Consider the following 20,896-nt stretch of genomic DNA (forward strand, 5'->3'; position numbering starts at 1 on the left):
ACGCCACACTGCGCGGCGTTTTCGCCAGCACGGAATTATCATGAAACTGTATTACCTCCCCGGCGCCTGCTCGATGGCCGATCACATCGTGCTCGAATGGATCGGCCATCCTTACGAGGCACAGCAGGTTGCGCGCGATGCGCTGCGCTCGCCGGAGTATTTGTCCTTGAACCCTTCCGGACAAGTGCCCGCGCTGGTCGTGGAAAACGATTGGGCGTTGACCCAGAACGTCGCCATTCTCAATTACCTGATGGATCGCTTTCCGGAAGCGAAACTCGACGGCGACGGCACGCCGCGCGAGCGCGCCGAAGTAAACCGCTGGCTGTGCTTCCTCAATGCCGACGTGCATGCGGCATTCAAGCCCTTGTTCGGTCCGCAGCGTTTCATTGCCGACGAATCGCAACACGCGGCCTTGCAAGCTGCGGCGAAACAGCAGCTACGTGGCCACTTCGAACGCTTGAATGCTCAGCTGGCCGATCGCCAATGGTTGACCGGGCACCGCTCGCCGGCGGATGCCTATCTTTTCGTGGTGCTGCGTTGGGCCAAGGGCAAGCAGGTGGACCTGAGCGGGCTCGATCATCTCGAAGCATTCAGCGCGCGCTTGCATGACGATGCGGGCGTGAAGGCGGCGATGGTCGCCGAAGGGTTCTGAGGTTCCGTTCCCTCCCCGCCAGCATGCTGGGAGGGAACACCGTTCAAAACCGCAACCGCAGAAACACCGACGGTCCGTCCATCCGCATCGCCAGCTCATCGTTGTACGTGTGATGCCCCTGGTGAATATGGATGCGGGTGTAGTCATACTCCGCGCCGAAACCAATGTTCCGCCATGGGAACCATTCCACACCCAGCGCGGCATCGTAGATATGCCCACCGAGGTGGTTGCCGTTCTTCTTCACGCCCGACGCATTGAGATACATGCGCAGGTTGTTGGTGAACGCATGCCGCCATCCAAGCTGCAGGTCCGGAGCCCAGGCGCTGTGCGTGGTGGAGGTCGAGGCATAAGCAGACGCCTGCCCGATAAACGGGCCGCTTAGCGTCGCCTCGCCGCTAATGCCCGCATGCACCCGGTAATAGGCCGCACCCACGCCAAGGCCGAACACATCGCTGCCGTGCCCGAACCACCACTTGTAGGCGGCGCTGCCGAAATCGAAATTGACGCGTCCCGTTACGGATGCCGAAGCGTCGAACGTGTTGCCGTTGAAGCCGATAGCGGTAGACAAGGTGCGCGTGCGGGATTGGTCGACACGGTAATAGTCGAACGAAAAACCCTGGCTTTCACCTAGCAGGAAATCGAAACGCACCCGCGGCTCGACTTTGCGTGACGGGAAACCCAGGTCGTTCTGCAGGTTGATGTGCCCCTTCACGTCGACGTTGTTGAGCCCGGCGCTCACGGTGGTACTGGTATGGGCATCATAGGCACCCAGCCACAGGCTGACGCGGTCGAGCGCTGGAGAAACCTCCGGATCGGTGTTGTCGGCCAAGGCCACGCCGCTGCTCGAGGCACACACAGCGAGCAGGCAGCAGCGCAATACATAAGCGGGGACGGTACGACGCATGACGGAACTCCTTGTGTCTTCTGGCACGCAGTGCCCGCGAAACCGTTGCGTTCGCGAAGAAATTCAGGAGTGACCGATACTAGATACCCGCAACGTGCACATGCCGTGCAAAACGCGGCATTTTTTTGCGCACACCCGGCAAGCTTAAGGATGCTCTGATCTATTCCACGTACCCGGCATGACGTCCAGAAGGCCTGCAGGGTGTGTTGCGCGGCGCAGGGCAGACTGGCCGTCTGTTCAAGCCGCGCGGCGCGACCTGCGGGCCTTCTGGACGTCACCCCGTCATTTAAATTCAAGACGTTGGGGCCGCACGGTATGCGCCCCTCGCTTCGCCCCGTCGTCTTGACAGACGGCCAGTCTGCCTGCACCGACGCGGCAAACCGAGGGGCGCATACCGTGCGGTGACGGGTGCGTGGAATAGATCAGAGCATCCTTAAATGCGTCAGAACATCATCGGCACGCGCACAATCAGCGTCGCATCTGGCGTGTCGCGCGTAATGCCAACACCCAGGGTGAAGTTCAGCGTACGCTTTTCGTTGAACCGATAGGAACCGCCTACCAGCAGCGAACCCAGCCACACCTTGGTCGAGCCCGGCAGCTTGCGGCCCGATTCGCGCGTCTCGCCGACAAAGGTCTGGTCGTAGCCGATGCTGAGTGAGGCCTTGTCGTTCAAGGCCATGCCCATGCCGATGCTCACGTCGGCCTCGTTGCCCATTTTCACGTTGCCGAGAAACTGCTTGCCGCCCAGCAAGATGTTTTCCGAAACGTTATGGCGTTCGACGTTGTAGAGGTAACTGAAATTGCCGAAGAACACCACCGGATCGGACGGAAACAACCAGGTCAGCCCCGGCTGCACGGTATAGAAGCCGGTGCCTGTCGGCTGGCGTATTGGCAGCCCGGTGCCGGTAAGATTTTGTACGCAGCGTGTCTGGCAGTCGGTGACCACCTCGAACGGATCCTTGCCGGTGCGCGACTTGAAGCGCAGCCAGCCGATGTAATAAGCGCTATCCGCGCCGCCATTGTTGATCTGGTAGCGCAGCGTGGCCTCGATATCGCCCAGGCCTTTGCCACTGGAGCCGAACACGTTGTTTTCGGCCGAGCCGGTAAGCACCTCGCGGCTGACGGTATCGGTATGCGTATCCACATAAGGCACGCGCACTTCCAGTTCCATGCGATTGGTAAGGCCGTAGCGCGCGGTGAGAATGGCCGTCTGCGTGGTGCTACGCACCTGGCGCACGTCGATCAGGCCGATCAGGATGGCGGGAATGATGGTGTAGCCGATCAGCGAGACACGATCGGCCGTGGAATAACCAAACTGATAGGTCGGCTCGATCACGATCTTGCCCTTGGGCGTCAGCACACCGGGCTGCTGGAAGATCGGCGCAACCTCGGGTGGACGCGAACTTTCCGCCGGCGCCTGGCCCACCGGTGAAGGCCCTTGCTGGGCGGCTTGCACGTCGGTGTAGCTATCGGCCGAAGGCATGGACAGTGCCGCGGCGCCCGCTCCACCGGCGGCGATATTGCCGCCACGTTGCCGTGCCAGCACATCCATGCCCACCGCATGGCGCAAGGCCCTGTAGTCGGCTTCCTGCTGCGCAAGCTGGCGCTGCAGGGCTTCGATCTGGCCACGCATCACTTCGATCCGCTCGCTCTGCTCGGTCAGCCGCTGCCGAATCGCCGGCGACGAACTGTCGTCCGCGCTCGTTACGCTCTGCGCGGTTGCCGCACCGCAGACGCCCATAAGGCTGGCGCAGCCTATCGTGTAAAGCCACGGCCTCGATGCGCCTTTCGTGCTCCGATCCTTCTTATGCATGACCTTCCCCCTCTGCGATAGCGCGCATGTCCGTTTTCAATGCGACAACGCCTGCAACTGCTGCACGGTTTGCAGGCTCTGCTGAAGGTTCTGGTTGCGCAGTGCGTTGAGCGCGTTCACCGAAACATTCAGCGTGGTCAGGCTGCGGATTACCTGGTTATCCACCGTGTTCTGGATCGTCGTTGCCGCGTTGGCTTGTGCGATGGACGCGGGAATGACGGTGCTGGTCACGATCGGGCTGCTCGGTGTGTTCGCCTGTGTGACGGGTGGGACCACAGTGCTGGCCCGACCCGCCGCTCCGGCTGTCGACGAAGAGGTATCAACCGTATTGCCCGCCCCTACTTGCACGTTCACGGTGCCGAGCGCTGCAGCCAGCGATACCGCCTGCTGCGTGGTGATATGCGCCAGATCCGGAATCGTCACGTTGAGATAGGTAACCAGGTTGCCATCGACGTACACGGCGCGCTGGATGCCGAACGACGCCTGCAGGCCATCGCCAAGATCGAAACCACCGCGCACCGCGTCGAGTCGCGCGACGGAAACCGGCCGCCCGAAACCGGCCACTTGTTGCGCAAGGGGTAAGCGATCCTGCGCGTGTACCGTCGTCACACAGCAAGCCAAACCGAGCAAGCCGATGCCGCACCAAGGAAGACTGGAACGCTTCATGGGCCACCTCATATGTCGCCAGGTCCGTATTTGTGCATGGTGATCGTATCCAGCCCGCGCCGGTCGATGCCCACGCCCAGTGGCGCGATCGGTGCGTTGCGCCAATCGCTGTCGGTATTGAAATGCGCCAGCTCGCGCCGGTTGTGGATCACGAACACCAGGCCGTTCCGCCACAGCTGATCGAAGCGACCCATGGGAATGGCGCGCGTGCCGCGCGCGGGATCGCCCAGCAGCACGCGTCCGTAACGCACGCCCTTGACCACCACAAAATGGTGATAGCCACGATCCTCGATCAATACGATCGCCGGCAGGTTCGCCTGCTGCAGTTGAGCGAGATTCGCGTGAAAACCGTCGGCATCGAAGCCGATACTTTGCAGGTAGAGCTTGATGTCCAGCAGCGAGAAACCTTCCTTGTTGATCTTCGAGCGATCGCCATGCGCGTACATCTGCTCGAATACGGCCTGCTCGTTGATCGGATAGTCGTATTGGTAGGTCAACAACGTCGCCACGGCGGCGGAGCCGCAGCTGAAGTCGTACCTCTGATGAATCGTGTTGCGATACTTCACTTCCTTGAGCGTCGAAATATGTACCGCGTAGGTCTGTCCGGCATTGTCGTTGAGCGCCATGGTGGCGGCGCGCAACGGTGGCGCACCTGCGAGCGTGGATAACGCGGCCAACGCTGCCAGCATGAATTTCATGGCTTCAACTGCACATTGACGATCACGCCGGTCTGGATCAGCACGTTGTTGCCGGTGTTCTGCACCACCGACGGCAGACCCGTAGCGCCCTGAAAGGCATTGCCGCTGATCAAATTGGTGCCCGTACTGACGTTCGATGCCGAGTTGCCGGTTACCGTGCCGGTAATGGTCTGATTGTTCTGCACCAGACCGCTGCCGCTGTAATGCTGCAATGCTACGGCGCTGACCGGCTGCCCGAAGCCATCGACCATCGTCGCTTGACCGCTTCCGTTCGGCGCGCCTACAGCGTTGCGCGGTGGATCTGCCGCAAGCGCTCCTTCCAGCACGCACAACAGCGCCAACCCTGTTACGAGTTTCGAACAAGCCATGGCAACTACTCCCATCGTGGTGGCGCGTCGCATGCGACGGCGCGCTGACCGGCATAGCGGAGTCGTGGGCTCCGCCATGCCGGTCAATCGGCTATCAATGACCGACGTTCAAGTTGGCCTGCACCGTCACGCCTTGCTGAATCAGCGCTGCCGCACCGCTGTTCTGTGCGATGGTGGTGATCCCGGCGGCAGCCGCCGCGGTACTCGACATGGTGTTGGACATGTCGAAACTGCCTGCGTCCGCCCAGGCATTGCCGCCGTTGCCGGCTGATCCACCGTTACCGCCAGCCGCGCCATTGCCTCCGGCATTGGCGACGTTGCCGCTGGTACCGCCCATCGAACTGGCGGAACCTGACGTCGACGTGGCTGCACCGGCCGTGTTGCCGCCACCGGTAGCCGCCCCGCCATTCCCACCGGCAGCAACGGCTACGCCATCGTCGTCGCCGGTATTGGCCAACGCGCCGCCACCGGAAGACTTCGCGCCCGCTCCCGCTGCGCCGCTGAGCGAACCGGCATTGCCACTGCTCGCGCCCGATCCGCCGGCGTGACCGCTGTGCGCATAGGCATCGCCACCATAACCGCCGTCACCACCTCTGCCACCGCGTCCGCCATTGGCGCTACCGCCATTGATGGCAACGTTGCCGATACCCGATACGGAAACATTGGATACGGAACCGTCCAACGTAGTGTTGGCGACGGCCGTGCTGGTATTGAACGCGTCGCTGACCGAAGAAACGGCCGTACCGCCGTTGTTGGCCGCTGCCGTACCCAGGCCGTCGCTATAGACATCGCCACTGTTGTTGCGATCGTTACCGTTGGCGGTAACGGTCTTGCTGTGGGTGCTGTAGTTGTTGTGCTGATTGGAATTGTTGTTGTAGGAGTTGTCGTTGTCTTGAGCCATGGCCGGGAGTGCAAGTCCCAAGCCGAGCGTCAATGCCGTAAAAAGAAGAGTCTTGCGCATAAGAGTTCCTCCCGGAACGGATGCGGTTGCCCCCTGCTTTCGCTGCTTCGCAGCGCTTAGGTATGGCAAACCACATGCCAAGCCGGGCACGCGCGAGCGACATGCTTCTCTCTCATGGAAATCAAGGTGTTGCGAACGCCATGTCACGACGGCGCGAGGGCCATTCCGTTAGGCATGTGCGACAGGGATGCAACAGTGCGCATACCGCGATGCGCGTGTTGGTGCGCCGTGCTTCGATATCTGGCGGAAAAACAGGGCGTTACTGCGTCAGCACGGTTGGGCGGGAAGTGTATCGCGCATGATACAGATCGTGTCTTCCCGCAAGACAAATTCTCGCCGCCATTCCTGGCACCACAAATTCGTCGCCCCGGCAAACGCCGGGGCCCAGTGTCTTTGGCGCTTACAAGTCGAAGGGTCCCGGCCTTCGCCGGGACGACGAGCTATCAATCGACAAGACTGTTCGGAGAGATCAACGCTTTTCGATCGGCGTATAGCTGCGATCTTCCGGCCCCGTGTAATTGGCGCTCGGGCGAATGATCTTGCCATCCTGGCGCTGCTCGATCACATGCGCGCTCCAGCCGGAGGTGCGCGAGATCACGAACAGCGGCGTGAACATCACCGTGGGCACGCCCATCATGTGATAAGCGCTGGCCGAGTACCAATCGAGATTTGGGAACATCTTCTTCTGTTCCCACATCAGCTTCTCGATGCGCTCGGACACGTCGAACAAGGTGGGGTTGCCGCCTTCCGTGCAAAGCTTGCGCGAAATTTCCTTGATGATTTCGTTGCGCGGATCGGACACGGTGTAAACCGGATGGCCGAAGCCGATGATGATTTCCTTGCGCTCCACGCGCGCGCGGATGTCGGCTTCGGCGTCGGCGGCATTGCGGTACCTGGCAATGATGTCCATGGCCACTTCATTGGCGCCGCCATGCTTGGGACCGCGCAGCGCGCCGATCGCGCCGGTGATGGCCGAATACATGTCCGAGCCGGTGCCGGCGATCACACGCGCGGTAAACGTGGAGGCGTTGAATTCGTGCTCGGCGTACAGCACCAGCGAGCGGTCCAGCGATTGCGCATGCAGCTCGCTCGGCTTCTTGCCGTGCAAGAGATGCAGGAAGTGCCCGGCGACCGTTTCGTCTTCGGTTTCCGTCTCAATGCGCTTGCCGTTGTGGCTGAAGTGGTACCAGTACAGCAGCATGGAACCGAAGCTCGCCATCAGGCGATCGGCAATGTCGCGCGCGCCGGTGATGTTGTGATCTTCCTTTTCCGGCAGCACCGTACCCAACACCGAGCAGCCGGTGCGCATCACGTCCATCGGATGCGTGGCGGCCGGCAGCAGTTCCAGCGCGCTCTTCACCGGCGCAGGCAGGCCGCGCAGGCGCTTGAGCTTGGCCTTGTACGCGTTCAATTCGGCCCAGTTCGGCAACACGCCGTGCACCAGCAAGTAGGCCACTTCTTCGAAGCAGCCCTTGGCGGCCAGGTCGTGGATGTCGTAACCGCGATAGTGCAGATCGTTGCCGCTGCGGCCGACCGTGCACAGTGCGGTATTGCCCGCCGCCACGCCCGAAAGGGCGACGGATTTCTTCGGCTTGGGGGCAGTTGCGGTTTGCTCGCTCATTGCTTGTGCTCCATGGTGCGATCTATCGGACGTGGCCGCGTGGGGAAAGCGACCACCGGAAACGTGGATTACTTCTTGCCTGCAAAAAGCTGGTCGAGCTTCTGTTCGAAATCGTGGTAGCCGATGCGCTCGTACAGTTCCTCGCGCGTCTGCATCATGTCGATCACGTTGCGCTGGTGACCGTCGCGGCGAATCGCCTCGTAAACCGTCTCGGCCGCCTTGTTCATCGCGCGGAACGCCGAGAGCGGATACAGCACGATGCCCACGCCCGCGCTACGCAGCTCGTCCACACTGAACAGCGGCGTCTTGCCGAACTCGGTGATGTTGGCGAGCACCGGCACTTTCACGGCATCGACGAAACGGCGATAGGTGGGAATGTCGTAAGCGGCTTCGGCGAAAATGCCATCGGCGCCTGCTTCCACGCAGGCCAGTGCGCGCTCGATCGCCGCATCCACGCCTTCTACGGCAATGGCGTCGGTGCGCGCAATCAAGAAGAAATTGGCATCGGTTTTGGCATCCGCCGCCGCTTTCACGCGATCGGCCATTTCGCCGGCCGATACGATCTCTTTGCCGGGGCGATGACCGCAACGCTTGGCGCCGACCTGGTCCTCGATATGGCAGGCCGCTGCGCCGAACTTGATCAGGCTTTTCACCGTGCGCGCGATGTTGAAGGCGCTGGGACCGAAGCCGGTATCGATATCCACCATCAGCGGCAGATCGCATACGTCGGTGATGCGGCGCACGTCGGTAAGCACGTCGTCGAGTGTGTTGATCCCTAAGTCCGGCATGCCCAGCGAGCCGGCCGCCACGCCGCCGCCGGAAAGATAGATGGCGCGATAACCGGCGCGCTTGGCGAGCAACGCATGGTTGGCGTTGATGGCGCCAATCACCTGCAAAGGCTGTTCGGCGGCGAGCGCGGCGCGGAATCGGCTGCCGGCGGAATCGAACGAGGTCATCACGGATTCTCCGAAACGCGAAATTGTAAGCGATGTGCCAGCGCGGCCATGTCGCGGCGCAGTAGGCGGGTGTCGCACATCGCGCTGGCGAATCCAGCGGGCGCCACTCTGTCACGAGGAAATACATTGATCAATCTTGATTGAAAGGATCAATATATCGGCATGCGTACCGACTACCTCTCCGCCCAGGATGCCGCCGCCCGGCTCGGTGTAAGCCTCGCCACGCTTTACGCGTACGTCAGTCGCGGCCGCATCGATTCGCGCCCCGGACCGGACGGGCGCAGCCGCGAATACAGCGCCAGCGATATCGAGCAACTGATCGAACGCCGCCAGGCCGGACGCGGCGCGGCGCAAGGCGCAGCGCATAGCCTGGCGTGGGGGTTGCCGGTGATGGAAACGCGCATCTCGCTGATCCGCTCGCATGGGCATTATTACCGCGGCGAATCGGCGATCACGTTGGCGAAAGGCGGCGCCACGCTGGAAGAAACGGCAAGGCTGTTGTGGGATTGCGGCGAGCACGATCCGTTTATTGATGGATTGCCCGATCGCTGGCCGGAAGCGGTCGCACTTCTTTTGCAACAAGCCGATATACAACCTTTGGAGAGAACCGCCGCCGCGTTGCCGCTGCTTGCGCTCGATGCGACGCATGCACACAGCATCGATCCGCGTCATCGTCGCATCGACGCTGCGTTGCTGTTGCGCGAAACGGCGGCCTTGCTGTGCGGCGCGCAGCCAAGTGAAGCATCCATTCACCGCGTCATGGTGGCAAGCTGGCGCAAACAGGAAACCGGTCTGCCCGAACTGGTGCGCTGCGCCCTGGTGCTGTGCGCGGATCACGAACTCAACGCTTCGTCGTTCGCCACGCGCGTTGCCGCATCGACCGGCGCCAGCTTGCATGCTGCCGTGTGCGCAGGCCTGGCCACATTATCGGGCCCGCATCATGGCGGCGCCGCCGCACGCGCGCATGCCTTCATCCAGGATACGCTGCGCGAACGCAAACCTGTCGACCGTATACGCGAACGTATTCGCCGCGGCGAAGCGCCACCCGGCTTCGGGCATCCGCTCTATCCCGACGGCGATCCGCGCGGCGCCGCATTGCTCGCTGCATTGCGCGCCACGCGGCCACGTCCGGCAAAGCTATCGGCGATCGAACGGTTGATCGAAACCGTGCACGCTCAATGCGGCCGGCAGCCCAATCTCGATCTTGCGCTTGCGGCCATCGCGTCGGCCTACGAGCTGAGCGCCGATGTCGCCCTGGCGATATTCGCCGCCGGCCGCATGGCGGGCTGGCTCGCGCATGCGTTGGAGCAGCAGGAAAGCGGCAGCTTGATCAGGCCGCGCGCCAGTTATGTTGGACGCATGCCGCAGCGCGAAGGCTGAACGCGCCGGATGGCCCAAGCGCGTCGACTGGTATGCATTATGTTTTCCACCACATGCCTTTGCTAAAGCGCAAAGTGCGGCCGTTTTTCACTTCTTGCCCGGCCGGCTTTTATGCAATCTTCGACGCGATCACGCGGCCCACCATGAGTGAGCCTTCGTCATAGCGGGGAGAAAAAATGCAGATCGCGCGCATGGTGGATATCCGGAACAGCCCTGGCAGGGCGATTGCTGCGCAGTGCAACAGCATGCGAAGGCTGGTGTCGTGCGGACTGGGCGCGCTGCTGCTGGCGATATCGCTGAGCGGCATGGCCCAAAATGCTCCGCTCGTGCTGCAGCGCGATGGCAGAACCATTTCGCTCGAGCCGTATGCCCCGAACATCCTGCGAGTCACCATCAGCACCGACCGGGCGGCCGCCACGGCTGCACCCGGTTATGGATTCGTGGCCAAACCATCGGAGCAAGGCTGGTCGCATACGCACGATGCAGCAGGTGGCGAGGTTTTCCGTTCGGCAAAAATGGTGGTCCAGGTGGCGCCGGCAGAGGTTGCGAAGGACCAACGCCCGGAGCGCATGCCGCTGGATGCACTCAATAACCAACTGCGCGAAAAATACTTCGGCGGCCCCCATCATCAGGGCGGCCCTCATGATGATGCATTGCTGGTCACCACGACCGACGGCAAGACGCTGCTGCATATGCGCACGTGGGCGATGATGCCGGAACGTTCGGATGCTTCGCACACGGACTACCGCATTGCCGCCATGTTCGACTCGCCGGCAAACGAGCATTACTACGGTCTCGGGCAGCAACAAAAAGGTTGGATGGATCTGCGCGATCACGAGATCCGCTGCTGGCACGACTACGGCGCGGTGGGCGGCGAGAACGTCTGCGTTCCCTTCATGGTGTCGAGCCTCGGCTATGGCCTGATCTGGGACAATCCATCGAAAACCACGATCGACCTCGGTTTCAACGGTCAGAATGTATGGTCGTCGGAGGTCGGCGACCGCGTCTCGTATTTCGTCATTGCAGGCGACAACACGGACGAGATTTATTCCGGCTACCGTTTGCTCACGGGCGTGACGCAGATGCTGCCCAAGACGGTCTACGGTTATATCCAAAGCAAGGCGATCTATCCGACGCAGGCGCAGGTGCTGGCGGTGGCCGACGAGTACCGCAAGAAAAATCTGCCGCTGGGTGTGATGGTGGTGGATTTCCTCAACATGACCGAGCAGGGCAACCTGGATCTGGACCCGGCACGCTGGCCTGATCCCGCCGCGATGAATCGGCAGTTGCATGCGCAAGGCGTGGATACGCTGCTGAGCGTATGGCCGCATTTCTCGAAGGGAACGCTGTTCTACGACATGCTCGCGAGCAAAGGCTGGCTGGTGCACACGCCAGACGGCAAGCCCGATTCGGGATGGTACAAGGCCGTCATCGGGCCGAACATCGACACCACCAATCCGGCCGCGGCGAAATGGTTCTGGGAGCAGATTCGCGATCGCTACATCAAGCCGTACGGCTTCGATTACCTGTGGCTGGATGAAACCGAACCGGATGTCGACCCGGCCAACGATGTGTTCTGGATCGGCTCGGGAAAGCGTTATTACAACGCGTACCCGCTGTTTCATACTGCGTCGGTCTATGAAGGATTCCGGCGGGACTTCGGCGACAGCCGCCGGGTAATGATCCTGGCGCGCGCCGCGTATCTGGGTGCCCAGCGCAACGGCACCGTGTTCTGGTCGAGCGACATCGTGTCGACCTGGGACATGCTCAAGCGCTCGATTCCCGCCGGTCTCAATTTCACGGCGACGGGTCTGCCGTATTGGGATACCGATATCGCCGGATTCTTCTCGCCGGTGATTCCCGCCGACTACCACGCGGCACACAAGCCGCTGATCGATAGATCGGATGTGCGCGGCACGATCGGCCGCTATGAGGATTATCCCGAACTTTTCGTGCGCTGGTTCGAGTGGGGTGTTTTCCAGCCGGTGATGCGCGCGCACGGGGAAAGAAACCACAACGAAATATGGTCCTATGGCAAGCAGGCCGAACCGGTCTTGGCGAAATACCTGAAGCTTCGCTATCAGCTGCTGCCCTACACGTACTCGCTGGCCTATCGCAGCTACCAGACCGGCGCACCGTACATGCGTGCGCTGTTCATGGATTTCCCGGACGATCCGAAAGTCGCCAATATCCCCGACGAATACATGTACGGGCCGGCGTTCCTGGTGGCGCCGGTCACCGAGCAAGGCGCCACCCATCGCACGGTTTATCTACCGGCCGGCTGCGACTGGTACAACTACTGGACCAATCAACGGCTGCATGGCGGACAGACGATCGAGGTGGATGCGCCCATCGACATCCTGCCGTTGTTCGTAAAGGCCGGCAGCATCGTGCCGCTGGGATCGGATGATGGAAAGGCCCAGCAAACGCAGAAGATCGTTTCCGTAAAGGTGTACCCGGGCGCGGATGCCAGCTTTGATCTTTTCCAGGATGACGGGAAGACGTACGGCTACGAGCGGGGCAACTACGCCATCACCAAGCTGACATGGGATGACGCTGCTCGCCAGCTGAAGCATGAGGGTGCGCCAGCCTGGAGCGGCCCGGATGCGTCCGTAGTGAGCGTCGTCGACAGTTCGGCGAGCGCTCCATGATTGGTGATACTTGATGTTTTTGACCGCTGCCTTTCAACCAAGGCCGAAGCTCTTTCTCAAGCTTGCATCCACGGGTGCCGCCGGCATGAAGCGACGCAGTTTGCTCAGCAACGAAGCCTGCCCACTCGGCGTGCGACGCATGCGCCAGGTGCCGAGCGCCGCCTCGACCACTGCGTCGGCCACGCCATCGGGTTCTGGCGCGCCCTTGACGCTCTGGACGATGGCGCGCGATGCAAGCTCACGCTCGCGGTCATAGGCGGCGATGTTCGCGCGGGTCTGCGGCGCGTTGACGTCCAGGTTGGTGCGCGTGAAAGCCGGCTCGACCAGGCTCACGCGCACGCCGAACTGGCGCACTTCATGGTCCAGCGTTTCGGAAAGCCCCTCCACCGCATGCTTGGACGCCGCATACAGACCCATGTACGGCGCCGGGAGGAAGCCGAGCACCGAACTGATGTTGACGATTCTTCCACTACGTTGCGCGCGCATCTGCGGCAGCACCGCTTGCGCCGTGCGCAGGATGCCGAAGACGTTGGCCTCGAACAGCGCGGTCGCTTCCGCAACGCTGGTTTCCTCCACCGCGCCCACTAGGCTGGTGCCCGCATTGTTGACCAGCACGTCGATACGCTTGGCGCGTTCGATGACGTATTGCAGCGCGGATTTGACGGACGCTTCATCGCTCACGTCCATTTCGATCAGCTCGACGCCGGCCAAGGGCGCTGCCTTGGTCACGTTGCGCACGGTGCCGAAGACGCGGCAGCCGCGCTTGGCGAATTTTGCGGCGGTGGCGCGCCCGATGCCTGACGACACGCCGGTGACTACGACAACTTTGGAATCGGACACGGTGGTTCCTTTGTAAAGTTGATAGGACAAAAAGCAGTGGCGACTTACATGCATCTCCCCTACTTCCATCGCCCCGGCGTTCGCCAGGGCGACGAGAGTGAGGCGGATTGAAGCTGGCACCTCTATCCTGCGACGACTTCTTCCAGCCTGCGTTCGGTCGGCCTCACCGGCTCATGCCGACCATGGTGTCCATCCGCCGCATTGCCTGGCCGGATCTTGAACCAGATGGCATACATCGCCGGCAGGAACACCAAGGTAAGAACCGTCCCCGCGAAAGTGCCGCCGATCAGCGTGTAGGCGAGCGTCCCCCAGAACACCGAATGGGTCAGCGGAATGAAGGCCAGGATCGCCGCCAGCGCAGTAAGGATCACAGGCCGCGCACGCTGCACGGTGGCTTCGACCACCGCATGAAACGGGTCTAGTCCGGCTTCTTCGTTGTGCTTGATCTGCCCGATCAGGATCAGCGTGTTGCGCATCAGGATGCCCGACAGCGCAATCAAACCGACCAGCGCATTGATGCCGAACGGCTGGCGGAACAGGATCAAGGTGGGCACTACGCCGATCAAACCCAGCGGACTGGTGAGGAACACCATCACCATCGCCGAGATCGAACGCACCTGGAAGATGATGATCAACAAGGTGGCGGCCAGCATGATCGGAAACAGCGGCAGCATCGCGGTGGTCGCCTTGGCCGATTCCTCGATGGAGCCCGCCTGTTCGATGCGGTAGCCGCCGGGCAGCTTGGCGATGATCGGCTGCAGCTGTTTGGTGATCGCGGTGGAGACGTCCGGCGGCTGCAGGTTGTCGGCGATGTCACCTCGCACTGTGATGGTCGGCACGCGATCACGCCGGCGCATGATCGGCTCTTCCATGCGCACGTCGACCTTGCCTACCTGCGCCAGCGGAATGCGCTGCCCGCTGGCGCCGGCCAAGGTGAAGTCGCCGATCCTGGCCGGATCAAGCCGAATGTCGCCGGCCGAACGCGCGATCACCTGCACGCTGCGAATGTCTTCGCGCACCGACGTCACCGGGATGCCGCTCAGCAGAAACTGCAACTGCTGCGCCACCGCGCTGGAGGTAAGCCCCACGGCCTGCAAGCGATCCTGTTGCAAGGTGAAGTGCAAGGTGGGCGTGCGCGGACCCCAGTCGGTGTTGACCGTGCGCATCATCGGGCTGGCATTCATCACCTGCTCCACTTGCGCCGCAATCCCGCGCAGTGTGGCCGGATCCGGGCCGGAAACACGGTACGCCACCGGGAACGGCGAATACGGGCCGAACACCAGTTGCGTGATGCGTACGCGCGCCTCGGAAGCCAAACCGTTGGCCACCGCTTCGCGCAGCCGTTGCTTCAACGCATCGCGTTCTTCTTCGTTGTCGGTGCGAATCACGATCTTGGCGAACGACGGATCGGGCAGCTCCGGTCCCATCGCCAGGTAGAACCGCGGCGCGCCCTGACCGATGTAGGCGGTAACGATCTTCGCTTCCTTCTGCCTGGCCAGCCACGCTTCCACCTTCGCCGAGGCAGCGCTGGTCTGGTCGATCGACGTGCCATAAGGCATCTGTACTTCGACCAGCACTTCCGGACGATCGGAGATGGGAAAGAACTGTTTCTTGACGATGGCCATGCCAAGAATGGCCAGCACGAACAGCGCCACCACGGAACCGGCCACCAGCCACTTGCGCGCGATGACGCGTCCGAGCAGTTCGCGGAAACGGTTGTAGCGCGGCGTGTCGTAGATCGCCGCGTGGCCGCCCGCGACCTTTTTGAAATCGGGCAGCATCTTCACGCCCAGGTACGGGGTGAACACCACCGCCACCACCCAGGATGCGAGCAGCGCAATGCCGACGATCCAGAACATGTTGCTGGTGTATTCGCCAGCGGTGGAGCGCGCGAAACCATTGGGCATGAAACCCACCGCCGTCACCAAGGTGCCGGCCAGCATCGGCGCGGCCGTGTGGCTCCACGCATACGCGGAAGCGGCCACGCGGCTGTAGCCCTCTTCCATCTTCACCACCATCATTTCGATGGCGATGATGGCGTCGTCCACCAACAGGCCCAGCGCCAGAATCAGCGAACCCAAGGTGATGCGGTCGAAGTTCTTGCCGGTGGCGGCCATCACCACGAACACCACTGCAAGGGTCAACGGCACGGCCGCGGCCACCACCAGGCCCACGCGCCAACCCATGCTGATGAAGCACACCACCATCACCACCAGCAGCGCGACGAAAAACTTCAGCATGAACTCGCCGACCGCCGAGGCAATGTTGACCGCCTGGTCGGTGACCTTGCTGAGGCTCATGCCCAATGGCAAACCGGCGTTGATCGCGGCCACTTCGTGGTCCAGCGCTTTTCCTAAGTCCAGTCCGTTCCAGCCATCGCGCATGACGATGCCCAGCAGCAAGGCAGGTTCGCCGTTGTTGCGGATCATGAAGGTGGCAGGATCTTCATAGCCGCGCTTCACCGTGGCGATATCCGATAGCTTCAACGTGCGGCCGTGCGCCACCACCGGCGTGTCGCGAATCTTCTCAAGCGAATCGAAGGCGCCATCCAGACGAATGAATACTTCGGGCCCTTTCGTTTCGACGGAGCCCGCCGGCGTCAACGCGTTCTGGCTGTTGAGCGCGGCGAATACGTCCTGTGGGCTTACGCCGAGCGTAGCCAGGCGATCGTGCGAGAACTCTACATAAATCTTTTCCGCCTGCTCGCCGATGATGTTGACCTTCTTCACGCCCGGCACATGCAGCAGGCGTTGGCGCAGGCTTTCCGCATCGCGCACCAGCAGGCGCTGCGGCTCGCCCTTGGCCTTGAGCGCGAACAGCGCAAAGGTGACGTCGGCGTATTCGTCGTTGACCATCGGCCCGATCACGCCGGGCGGAAGATTGTTGACCTCATCGCCGATCTTCTTGCGCGCCTGGTAGAACTCTTCCTGCACTTCCGACGGCGGCGTGCTGTCGAGCAAGGTCAGCGTAGTGAAGGCCAGACCGGGACGCGTGTAGGTTTCGGTGCGGTCATACCAGCGTAGTTCCTGCATGCGCTTTTCGATTTTTTCGGCGACCTGGTCCTGCATTTCCTGCGCGGTGGCGCCGGGCCAGGCGGTGATGATGGTCATCACTTTCACCGTAAAGGCGGGATCTTCCGCGCGACCCAGCTTGAAGAACGACACCAGCCCGGCCAGCGAGATCAGCAGGATCAGGAACAAGGTGATGGAGCGCTCGCGCACCGCCAGCGCCGAGAGATTGAAACGGCCCTCGCTCACGGCTGGCCCCCTTCGCTTGCTACGGCGACATCCAGGCTGGCCACGCGCACAGGCTCGCCTTCGCGCAACAGATGCGCACCGAGCGCGACCACGCGATCGCCTTGCTTGAGCTGACCGGCGATGCGCGCGCTGTCGTCATCCAGGTGCTGCACCACCACCGGCCGCCAGGACACCTTGGATGATTGGCTATCGATCACCCACACGCCCGGCCCCTTGCCCGCATCGAACAGGGCGCCCATCGGCACCTGCAAATCAGCTTGCGTAGCGGCATTGCCGGCGGGAATGCGGATGGTCACGGTGGTGCCCAACGGCGCACTGGCCAGCTCGCCTTGCAGGACATAGCGCGCCTCGAACGTGCGCGTGAGCGGATCGGCGGAGTCGGACAACTGGCGCAAGCTGGCCGGCATGCCCACGCCTTCCTTGCCGAACAATGCGGCTTGCGCAATGGAACCGATCGCAGGGCGCAGGGTTTCCGGCAATTGCACCACCGCCTCGCGCGGCCCCGCGTGCGCCAGGCGCACCACGGTCTGGCCAGCGCTGACGACCTGGCCCGGTTCGGCCAGCGTCTCCATCACCACGCCATCGCCGTCCGCCACCAGTTCGGCGTAGCCGCTGGCATTGTTGGCCATGTCGGCATCCGCTTCGGCGGCGCTCAATTGCGCCTTGGCGGCATCGGCCGCGGCTTTGATCTGATCGTAGGCGGACGCGGAAATCGCGCCGCTGCCGCGCAGGTCGCGATAGCGCGCTTCATCTTCGGCCGTCTGTCTGGCGCGTGCGCGGGCGGCTGCCACTGCTTCCTGCCGTGCCTGCGCGGCCAGCTTCAGATCCACCGGGTCGATGCGCATCAGCGGCTGGCCGCGCTTGACGCTCTGCCCGGCATCCGCCAGCCGCTGCAGCACCTTGCCGGAAACACGAAAGCCCAGGTCGCTCTGCACCCGGGCGGCGACAGTGCCGGTAAACGAACGCGTCGCCGGAACGGCGCCTTGGACGATGGCGGCGCGCACCAGCGGCGCCTCGGTGCGCGGATCGGTGGATGCTTTGCCGCCGCAAGCGACCAGCGCGAACGGCAGGGCCAAAACGATGGCAGCGGTAGCAAGACGAAGCCGGAACATGGAAAGCCCCATGGGCAATTGACCTGGGCTTCATTCTGCTATCTAGTGACCAAATTAGTCAATAGTCACTAAAAATCTCACAGCTCAAGGCGACAGACTGCGCAGCACCAGGCCGGACAGCTGGCCCGGCGCCTCATCGGTGTAGTCGAAGCTGTGCTGCAGCAGCAGCGGATTGAAATATGGGCGCATCACCAGGTAGATCGCGGCGGCGGTTTCGTCCAGCGGCGTCTTGCGCTCGAAATCTCCGCTCTGGCGCCCTTCCTGCAGGATCTCCTTGAGCAGCGCCTGCACGCGCTCCTCATACGCCACCACCGACGACCAGCGCTCCGTGGCGGCCGAGGCAGCGATCTCGTACAGCTTGCGGTCGCGGAACAGCAGGCGCAACGTCGCCTCGGTAAAGCCCTTGAACATGCGCCGCAGCTTTTCCGAGGGCAGCTCGGCTTCCGCCACGGCCGCCCTCACCTCGGTCTCGATCTCACGCAGGCAGTTGGCACAGATCGCCTCGCCGATGGCCTGCTTGGACTCGAAGAACTTGTAGATGTACGCCTTGGAAAAGCCGATCGCCTTGGCCAGATCCGAAACGGCCGTTTTCTCGTAGCCGTAGCGGCTGAAGTGCTCGGTGGCGGCGGCGACAATCTGGTCCCGCACCTCGTGGTCGACCGGACCGCGGGCGGGCTGGGGAGTGATGACTGCTTTTTTCATGAGAGAGAGCTTACCCCTCACTCCGGGAATGGACAACTAGTGACCATTTGGTAATATGGTCACAATTACTATTCCAGGGAGCGAACCCATGTCGCCCAAATCCATGCTTGTCGTGCTCATAGCCGCCAGCCTCCTCGCGGGCTGCGCAGTCGGCCCTGATTATGTCCGTCCTAACGTGCCCATGCCCGACCATTTCCAAGGCCAGGTCGAGGTCGATCAGCGGCATGTGGCAGCCAGTGCGGACCTCGCCACGTGGTGGACAGGGTTCGGCGACCCGCAACTGACCAAGTACATAACGCTTGCGCTGGAGCAGAACCTCGACCTTGCCCAAGCATCCGCGCGCGTCGCTCAAGCACGCGCCGGACTTGGTGCCGCGACAGCTGCATTACTCCCCTCCGGGAATATCAGCGGCCAGGCGGCCAGGGTCTATCAATCCGTCGAAACGCCTTTGGGACAAGTGTTGAATACAACGCCCGGCTTTGACCGTTACGGCAATAACTACGAAGCCGACTTCAGCGCGAGCTGGGAGCTGGACATGTTCGGCGGCCTGCGCCGCGGACGCGAAGCGGCGCTGGCCGACTACCAGGCTTCCGAGGCCGGCGCCGTGGCCACGCGCCTGACTGTGGCGGCGCAAACCGCCGACATCTACATCGCTATTCGCGGCTTGCAGGCGCGCCTGAAGGTGGCGCGCAAACAGGTGCAAACGCAGCAGGATCTGCTTGCCACCATCAAGCTCTTGTACGGCAAGGGCCTGGCGGCCGAACTGCAAGTACGGCAGGCCGAAGGTGCTCTGGCGCAAGTGCAGGCTTCCGTGCCGGTGCTCGAAGCCGGCCTGGACACGGCAATGAACGCGCTGGATGTGATGCTGGGCGCGCAACCCGGTACGCACCGGGCGGAACTGATGCAAGAGCACGATATTCCGGTCGCCCCGCGAATCGCCACCACCGAAACGCCAGGTGAATTGCTGCGCCGCCGCCCTGACCTGATCGTGGCTGAGCGCCGCCTGGCCGCATCGAACGCGCGTATCGGCATGGCCATTGCCGAGTACTACCCCAAGCTTTCGCTGAGCGGATTGATCGGCAGCGCCACGTCCGTGGCCAGCGGCAACCTGTTCACCGGCAGCGCGAATCAAGCGGCCGGCGTGCTGGGTCTGCGCTGGCGTCTGTTCGACTTTGGCCGCATCAACACGCAGATCCAGCAGACCAAGGGCCAGCAGGCGGAAATGCTGGCCGCGTATCGACTCGCCGCACTGCACGCCACCGAGGATGTGGAAAACGCCTTCTCCACGTTGGTCAAGCGCGAAGAGCAAACCGCCGTACTCAACCAGGGCGTGGACTCGCTCGGCCGTGCGCGCGCGGCTTCATTTGCGGCTTACCAAAAGGGCGTGGTCAGCTTGATCGAAGTGCTGCAGGCGGATGAAAACCTGCTGCGCGCTTCCGATGAGCGGGCGCAAGCGCAAACCGAATCGGCGCGTGCAGCGGTTGCGGCGTTCAAGGCGCTTGGTGGTGGCTGGCAGGCTGGCGAAAACCAGGCCGTGGCCAGCAAGTAGCAGGACTGCTGCGTGCCAAGCCAACGGCTGACTCGGGGAGAAAGTCGCGAACGTACTCGGCTGCGCTTGCGGGAAGCATCCGCCGTGAGCATTGCCAGAAAAAGATTTGCCGCGACCAGTGTGGAGGATATCGCTGCGCAGGCGGGGCTATACCCGCGGTGCGTTCTACTCGAACTTCAGTAGCAAGAATGAGCTGTTTATCGAACTGCTTCGCGCCGATCACGCTAGAAAACTTGCAGAAGCTGCTGGATGCACCACCTAGCGACGATCCGCAAAAAACAGCCCGCCTTGTCGTACGCGCAGTGCAATCGCGACGACTACCATTACATCATCTGGACCGAAGCACGCCTGCTCGCCATGCGTGATACGGAATTCCGGCAGCGGGTGAACGCTCTTTACGTGGAAAACCATCGCGTGATCGCGCACCGGAAGGGTCCTCATCAGACCTCTCTCTCCGCCACCCATAAAAAAACGCCCATGCGGGCGTTTTTGTAGATCGCGCAAACGGAGAGAGGGATTGTTCGGCCCATCCTTGGGCCTCAACCCTCCGCGCTGCGCGCTCCGGGGCCAACCTTCGGTTGTCCAAATTTGTTCCTGACATTGTGCTCGGCCCATCCTTGGGCCTCGCCCCTCCGCGCTGCGCGCTCCGGGGCCAACCTTCGGTTGTCCAAATTTGTTCCTGACAAATTTGTGTCGAACCGGAAGGGTTCTCATCAAGGCCTCTCTCGCCGCCACCCATAAAAACACGCCCATGCGGGCGTTTTTT

17 protein-coding genes are annotated in these 20,896 nt (G+C 62.3%); 5 read left to right on the top strand and 12 right to left on the bottom strand.

Annotated features, from left to right (window positions below; translation table 11 throughout):
• Positions 1 to 40: 40 nt before the first annotated feature.
• Positions 41 to 652, top strand: a complete 612-nt coding sequence (locus ACTHNE_RS13950; protein WP_324945411.1) for a glutathione S-transferase N-terminal domain-containing protein — start codon at positions 41 to 43, stop codon at positions 650 to 652.
• A gap of 43 nt (positions 653 to 695) precedes the next feature.
• On the opposite strand, the gene ACTHNE_RS13955 is transcribed toward ACTHNE_RS13950, so the two are convergent.
• From ACTHNE_RS13955 to prpB, 8 genes are all read right to left on the bottom strand, one after another.
• The gene (locus ACTHNE_RS13955; RefSeq protein ID WP_324945408.1) at positions 696 to 1,556 is read right to left on the bottom strand and encodes a hypothetical protein; all 861 of its coding nucleotides are present in this window, start codon (positions 1,554 to 1,556) and stop codon (positions 696 to 698) included.
• A 442-nt stretch (positions 1,557 to 1,998) separates the two neighbouring features.
• A complete protein-coding gene (locus ACTHNE_RS13960; protein WP_440269577.1) occupies positions 1,999 to 3,297 on the bottom strand; it encodes an acetate kinase in 1,299 nt (432 codons plus the stop codon).
• 108 nt (positions 3,298 to 3,405) lie between these two features.
• Positions 3,406 to 4,035 carry a hypothetical protein gene (locus ACTHNE_RS13965; protein WP_324945402.1) on the bottom strand — a complete coding sequence of 210 codons (630 nt, stop codon included), beginning with the start codon at positions 4,033 to 4,035 and terminating at the stop codon, positions 3,406 to 3,408.
• Between the two features lie 8 nt (positions 4,036 to 4,043).
• Positions 4,044 to 4,733 (bottom strand): C39 family peptidase, encoded by a 690-nt coding sequence (locus ACTHNE_RS13970; protein ID WP_324945399.1) that lies wholly within the window; start codon positions 4,731 to 4,733, stop codon positions 4,044 to 4,046.
• Positions 4,730 to 5,101: a hypothetical protein gene (locus ACTHNE_RS13975; protein WP_324945396.1), complete on the bottom strand. Its 372-nt coding sequence runs from the start codon at positions 5,099 to 5,101 to the stop codon at positions 4,730 to 4,732. The genes ACTHNE_RS13970 and ACTHNE_RS13975 overlap by 4 nt, the downstream gene beginning before the upstream one ends.
• 94 nt (positions 5,102 to 5,195) lie before the next feature.
• Positions 5,196 to 6,062 carry a hypothetical protein gene (locus ACTHNE_RS13980; RefSeq protein ID WP_324945393.1) on the bottom strand — a complete coding sequence of 289 codons (867 nt, stop codon included), beginning with the start codon at positions 6,060 to 6,062 and terminating at the stop codon, positions 5,196 to 5,198.
• Positions 6,063 to 6,531: 469 nt separating this feature from the next.
• Positions 6,532 to 7,683 (bottom strand): bifunctional 2-methylcitrate synthase/citrate synthase, encoded by a 1,152-nt coding sequence (gene prpC, locus ACTHNE_RS13985; protein ID WP_324945390.1) that lies wholly within the window; start codon positions 7,681 to 7,683, stop codon positions 6,532 to 6,534.
• Positions 7,684 to 7,751: 68 nt separating this feature from the next.
• On the bottom strand, positions 7,752 to 8,639 hold the full coding sequence (prpB, locus tag ACTHNE_RS13990; RefSeq protein ID WP_324945388.1) for a methylisocitrate lyase: 888 nt from the start codon (positions 8,637 to 8,639) through the stop codon (positions 7,752 to 7,754).
• A 162-nt stretch (positions 8,640 to 8,801) separates the two neighbouring features.
• Between prpB and ACTHNE_RS13995 the strand changes: the two genes are divergently transcribed.
• Both ACTHNE_RS13995 and ACTHNE_RS14000 read left to right on the top strand, forming a co-directional pair.
• The gene (locus ACTHNE_RS13995) at positions 8,802 to 10,019 is read left to right on the top strand and encodes a citrate synthase family protein (RefSeq protein WP_440269578.1); all 1,218 of its coding nucleotides are present in this window, start codon (positions 8,802 to 8,804) and stop codon (positions 10,017 to 10,019) included.
• Between the two features lie 176 nt (positions 10,020 to 10,195).
• Positions 10,196 to 12,670, top strand: a complete 2,475-nt coding sequence (locus tag ACTHNE_RS14000; protein WP_440269579.1) for a glycoside hydrolase family 31 protein — start codon at positions 10,196 to 10,198, stop codon at positions 12,668 to 12,670.
• Positions 12,671 to 12,703: 33 nt separating this feature from the next.
• Here ACTHNE_RS14000 and ACTHNE_RS14005 read toward each other — a convergent pair whose 3' ends face one another.
• The 4 genes from ACTHNE_RS14005 to ACTHNE_RS14020 form a co-directional block, all read right to left on the bottom strand.
• On the bottom strand, positions 12,704 to 13,510 hold the full coding sequence (locus ACTHNE_RS14005) for an oxidoreductase (RefSeq protein WP_440269580.1): 807 nt from the start codon (positions 13,508 to 13,510) through the stop codon (positions 12,704 to 12,706).
• A 122-nt stretch (positions 13,511 to 13,632) separates the two neighbouring features.
• Positions 13,633 to 16,767 carry an efflux RND transporter permease subunit gene (locus ACTHNE_RS14010; RefSeq protein ID WP_440269581.1) on the bottom strand — a complete coding sequence of 1,045 codons (3,135 nt, stop codon included), beginning with the start codon at positions 16,765 to 16,767 and terminating at the stop codon, positions 13,633 to 13,635.
• Positions 16,764 to 17,879, bottom strand: a complete 1,116-nt coding sequence (locus ACTHNE_RS14015) for an efflux RND transporter periplasmic adaptor subunit (RefSeq protein ID WP_324945123.1) — start codon at positions 17,877 to 17,879, stop codon at positions 16,764 to 16,766. The genes ACTHNE_RS14010 and ACTHNE_RS14015 overlap by 4 nt, the downstream gene beginning before the upstream one ends.
• An 84-nt stretch (positions 17,880 to 17,963) precedes the next feature.
• On the bottom strand, positions 17,964 to 18,581 hold the full coding sequence (locus tag ACTHNE_RS14020; protein ID WP_324945126.1) for a TetR/AcrR family transcriptional regulator: 618 nt from the start codon (positions 18,579 to 18,581) through the stop codon (positions 17,964 to 17,966).
• An 88-nt stretch (positions 18,582 to 18,669) separates the two neighbouring features.
• On the opposite strand from ACTHNE_RS14020, the gene ACTHNE_RS14025 reads away from it, so the two are divergent.
• Together ACTHNE_RS14025 and ACTHNE_RS14030 are read left to right on the top strand one after the other, a co-directional pair.
• Positions 18,670 to 20,130 carry a TolC family protein gene (locus ACTHNE_RS14025; protein WP_324945129.1) on the top strand — a complete coding sequence of 487 codons (1,461 nt, stop codon included), beginning with the start codon at positions 18,670 to 18,672 and terminating at the stop codon, positions 20,128 to 20,130.
• 249 nt (positions 20,131 to 20,379) lie between these two features.
• A complete protein-coding gene (locus ACTHNE_RS14030; RefSeq protein ID WP_440269582.1) occupies positions 20,380 to 20,625 on the top strand; it encodes a hypothetical protein in 246 nt (81 codons plus the stop codon).
• The last annotated feature ends 271 nt before the right edge of the window (positions 20,626 to 20,896 follow it).

The sequence above is a fragment of the Dyella sp. genome, from assembly GCF_051954575.1.
Lineage (GTDB): Bacteria > Pseudomonadota > Gammaproteobacteria > Xanthomonadales > Rhodanobacteraceae > Dyella_B.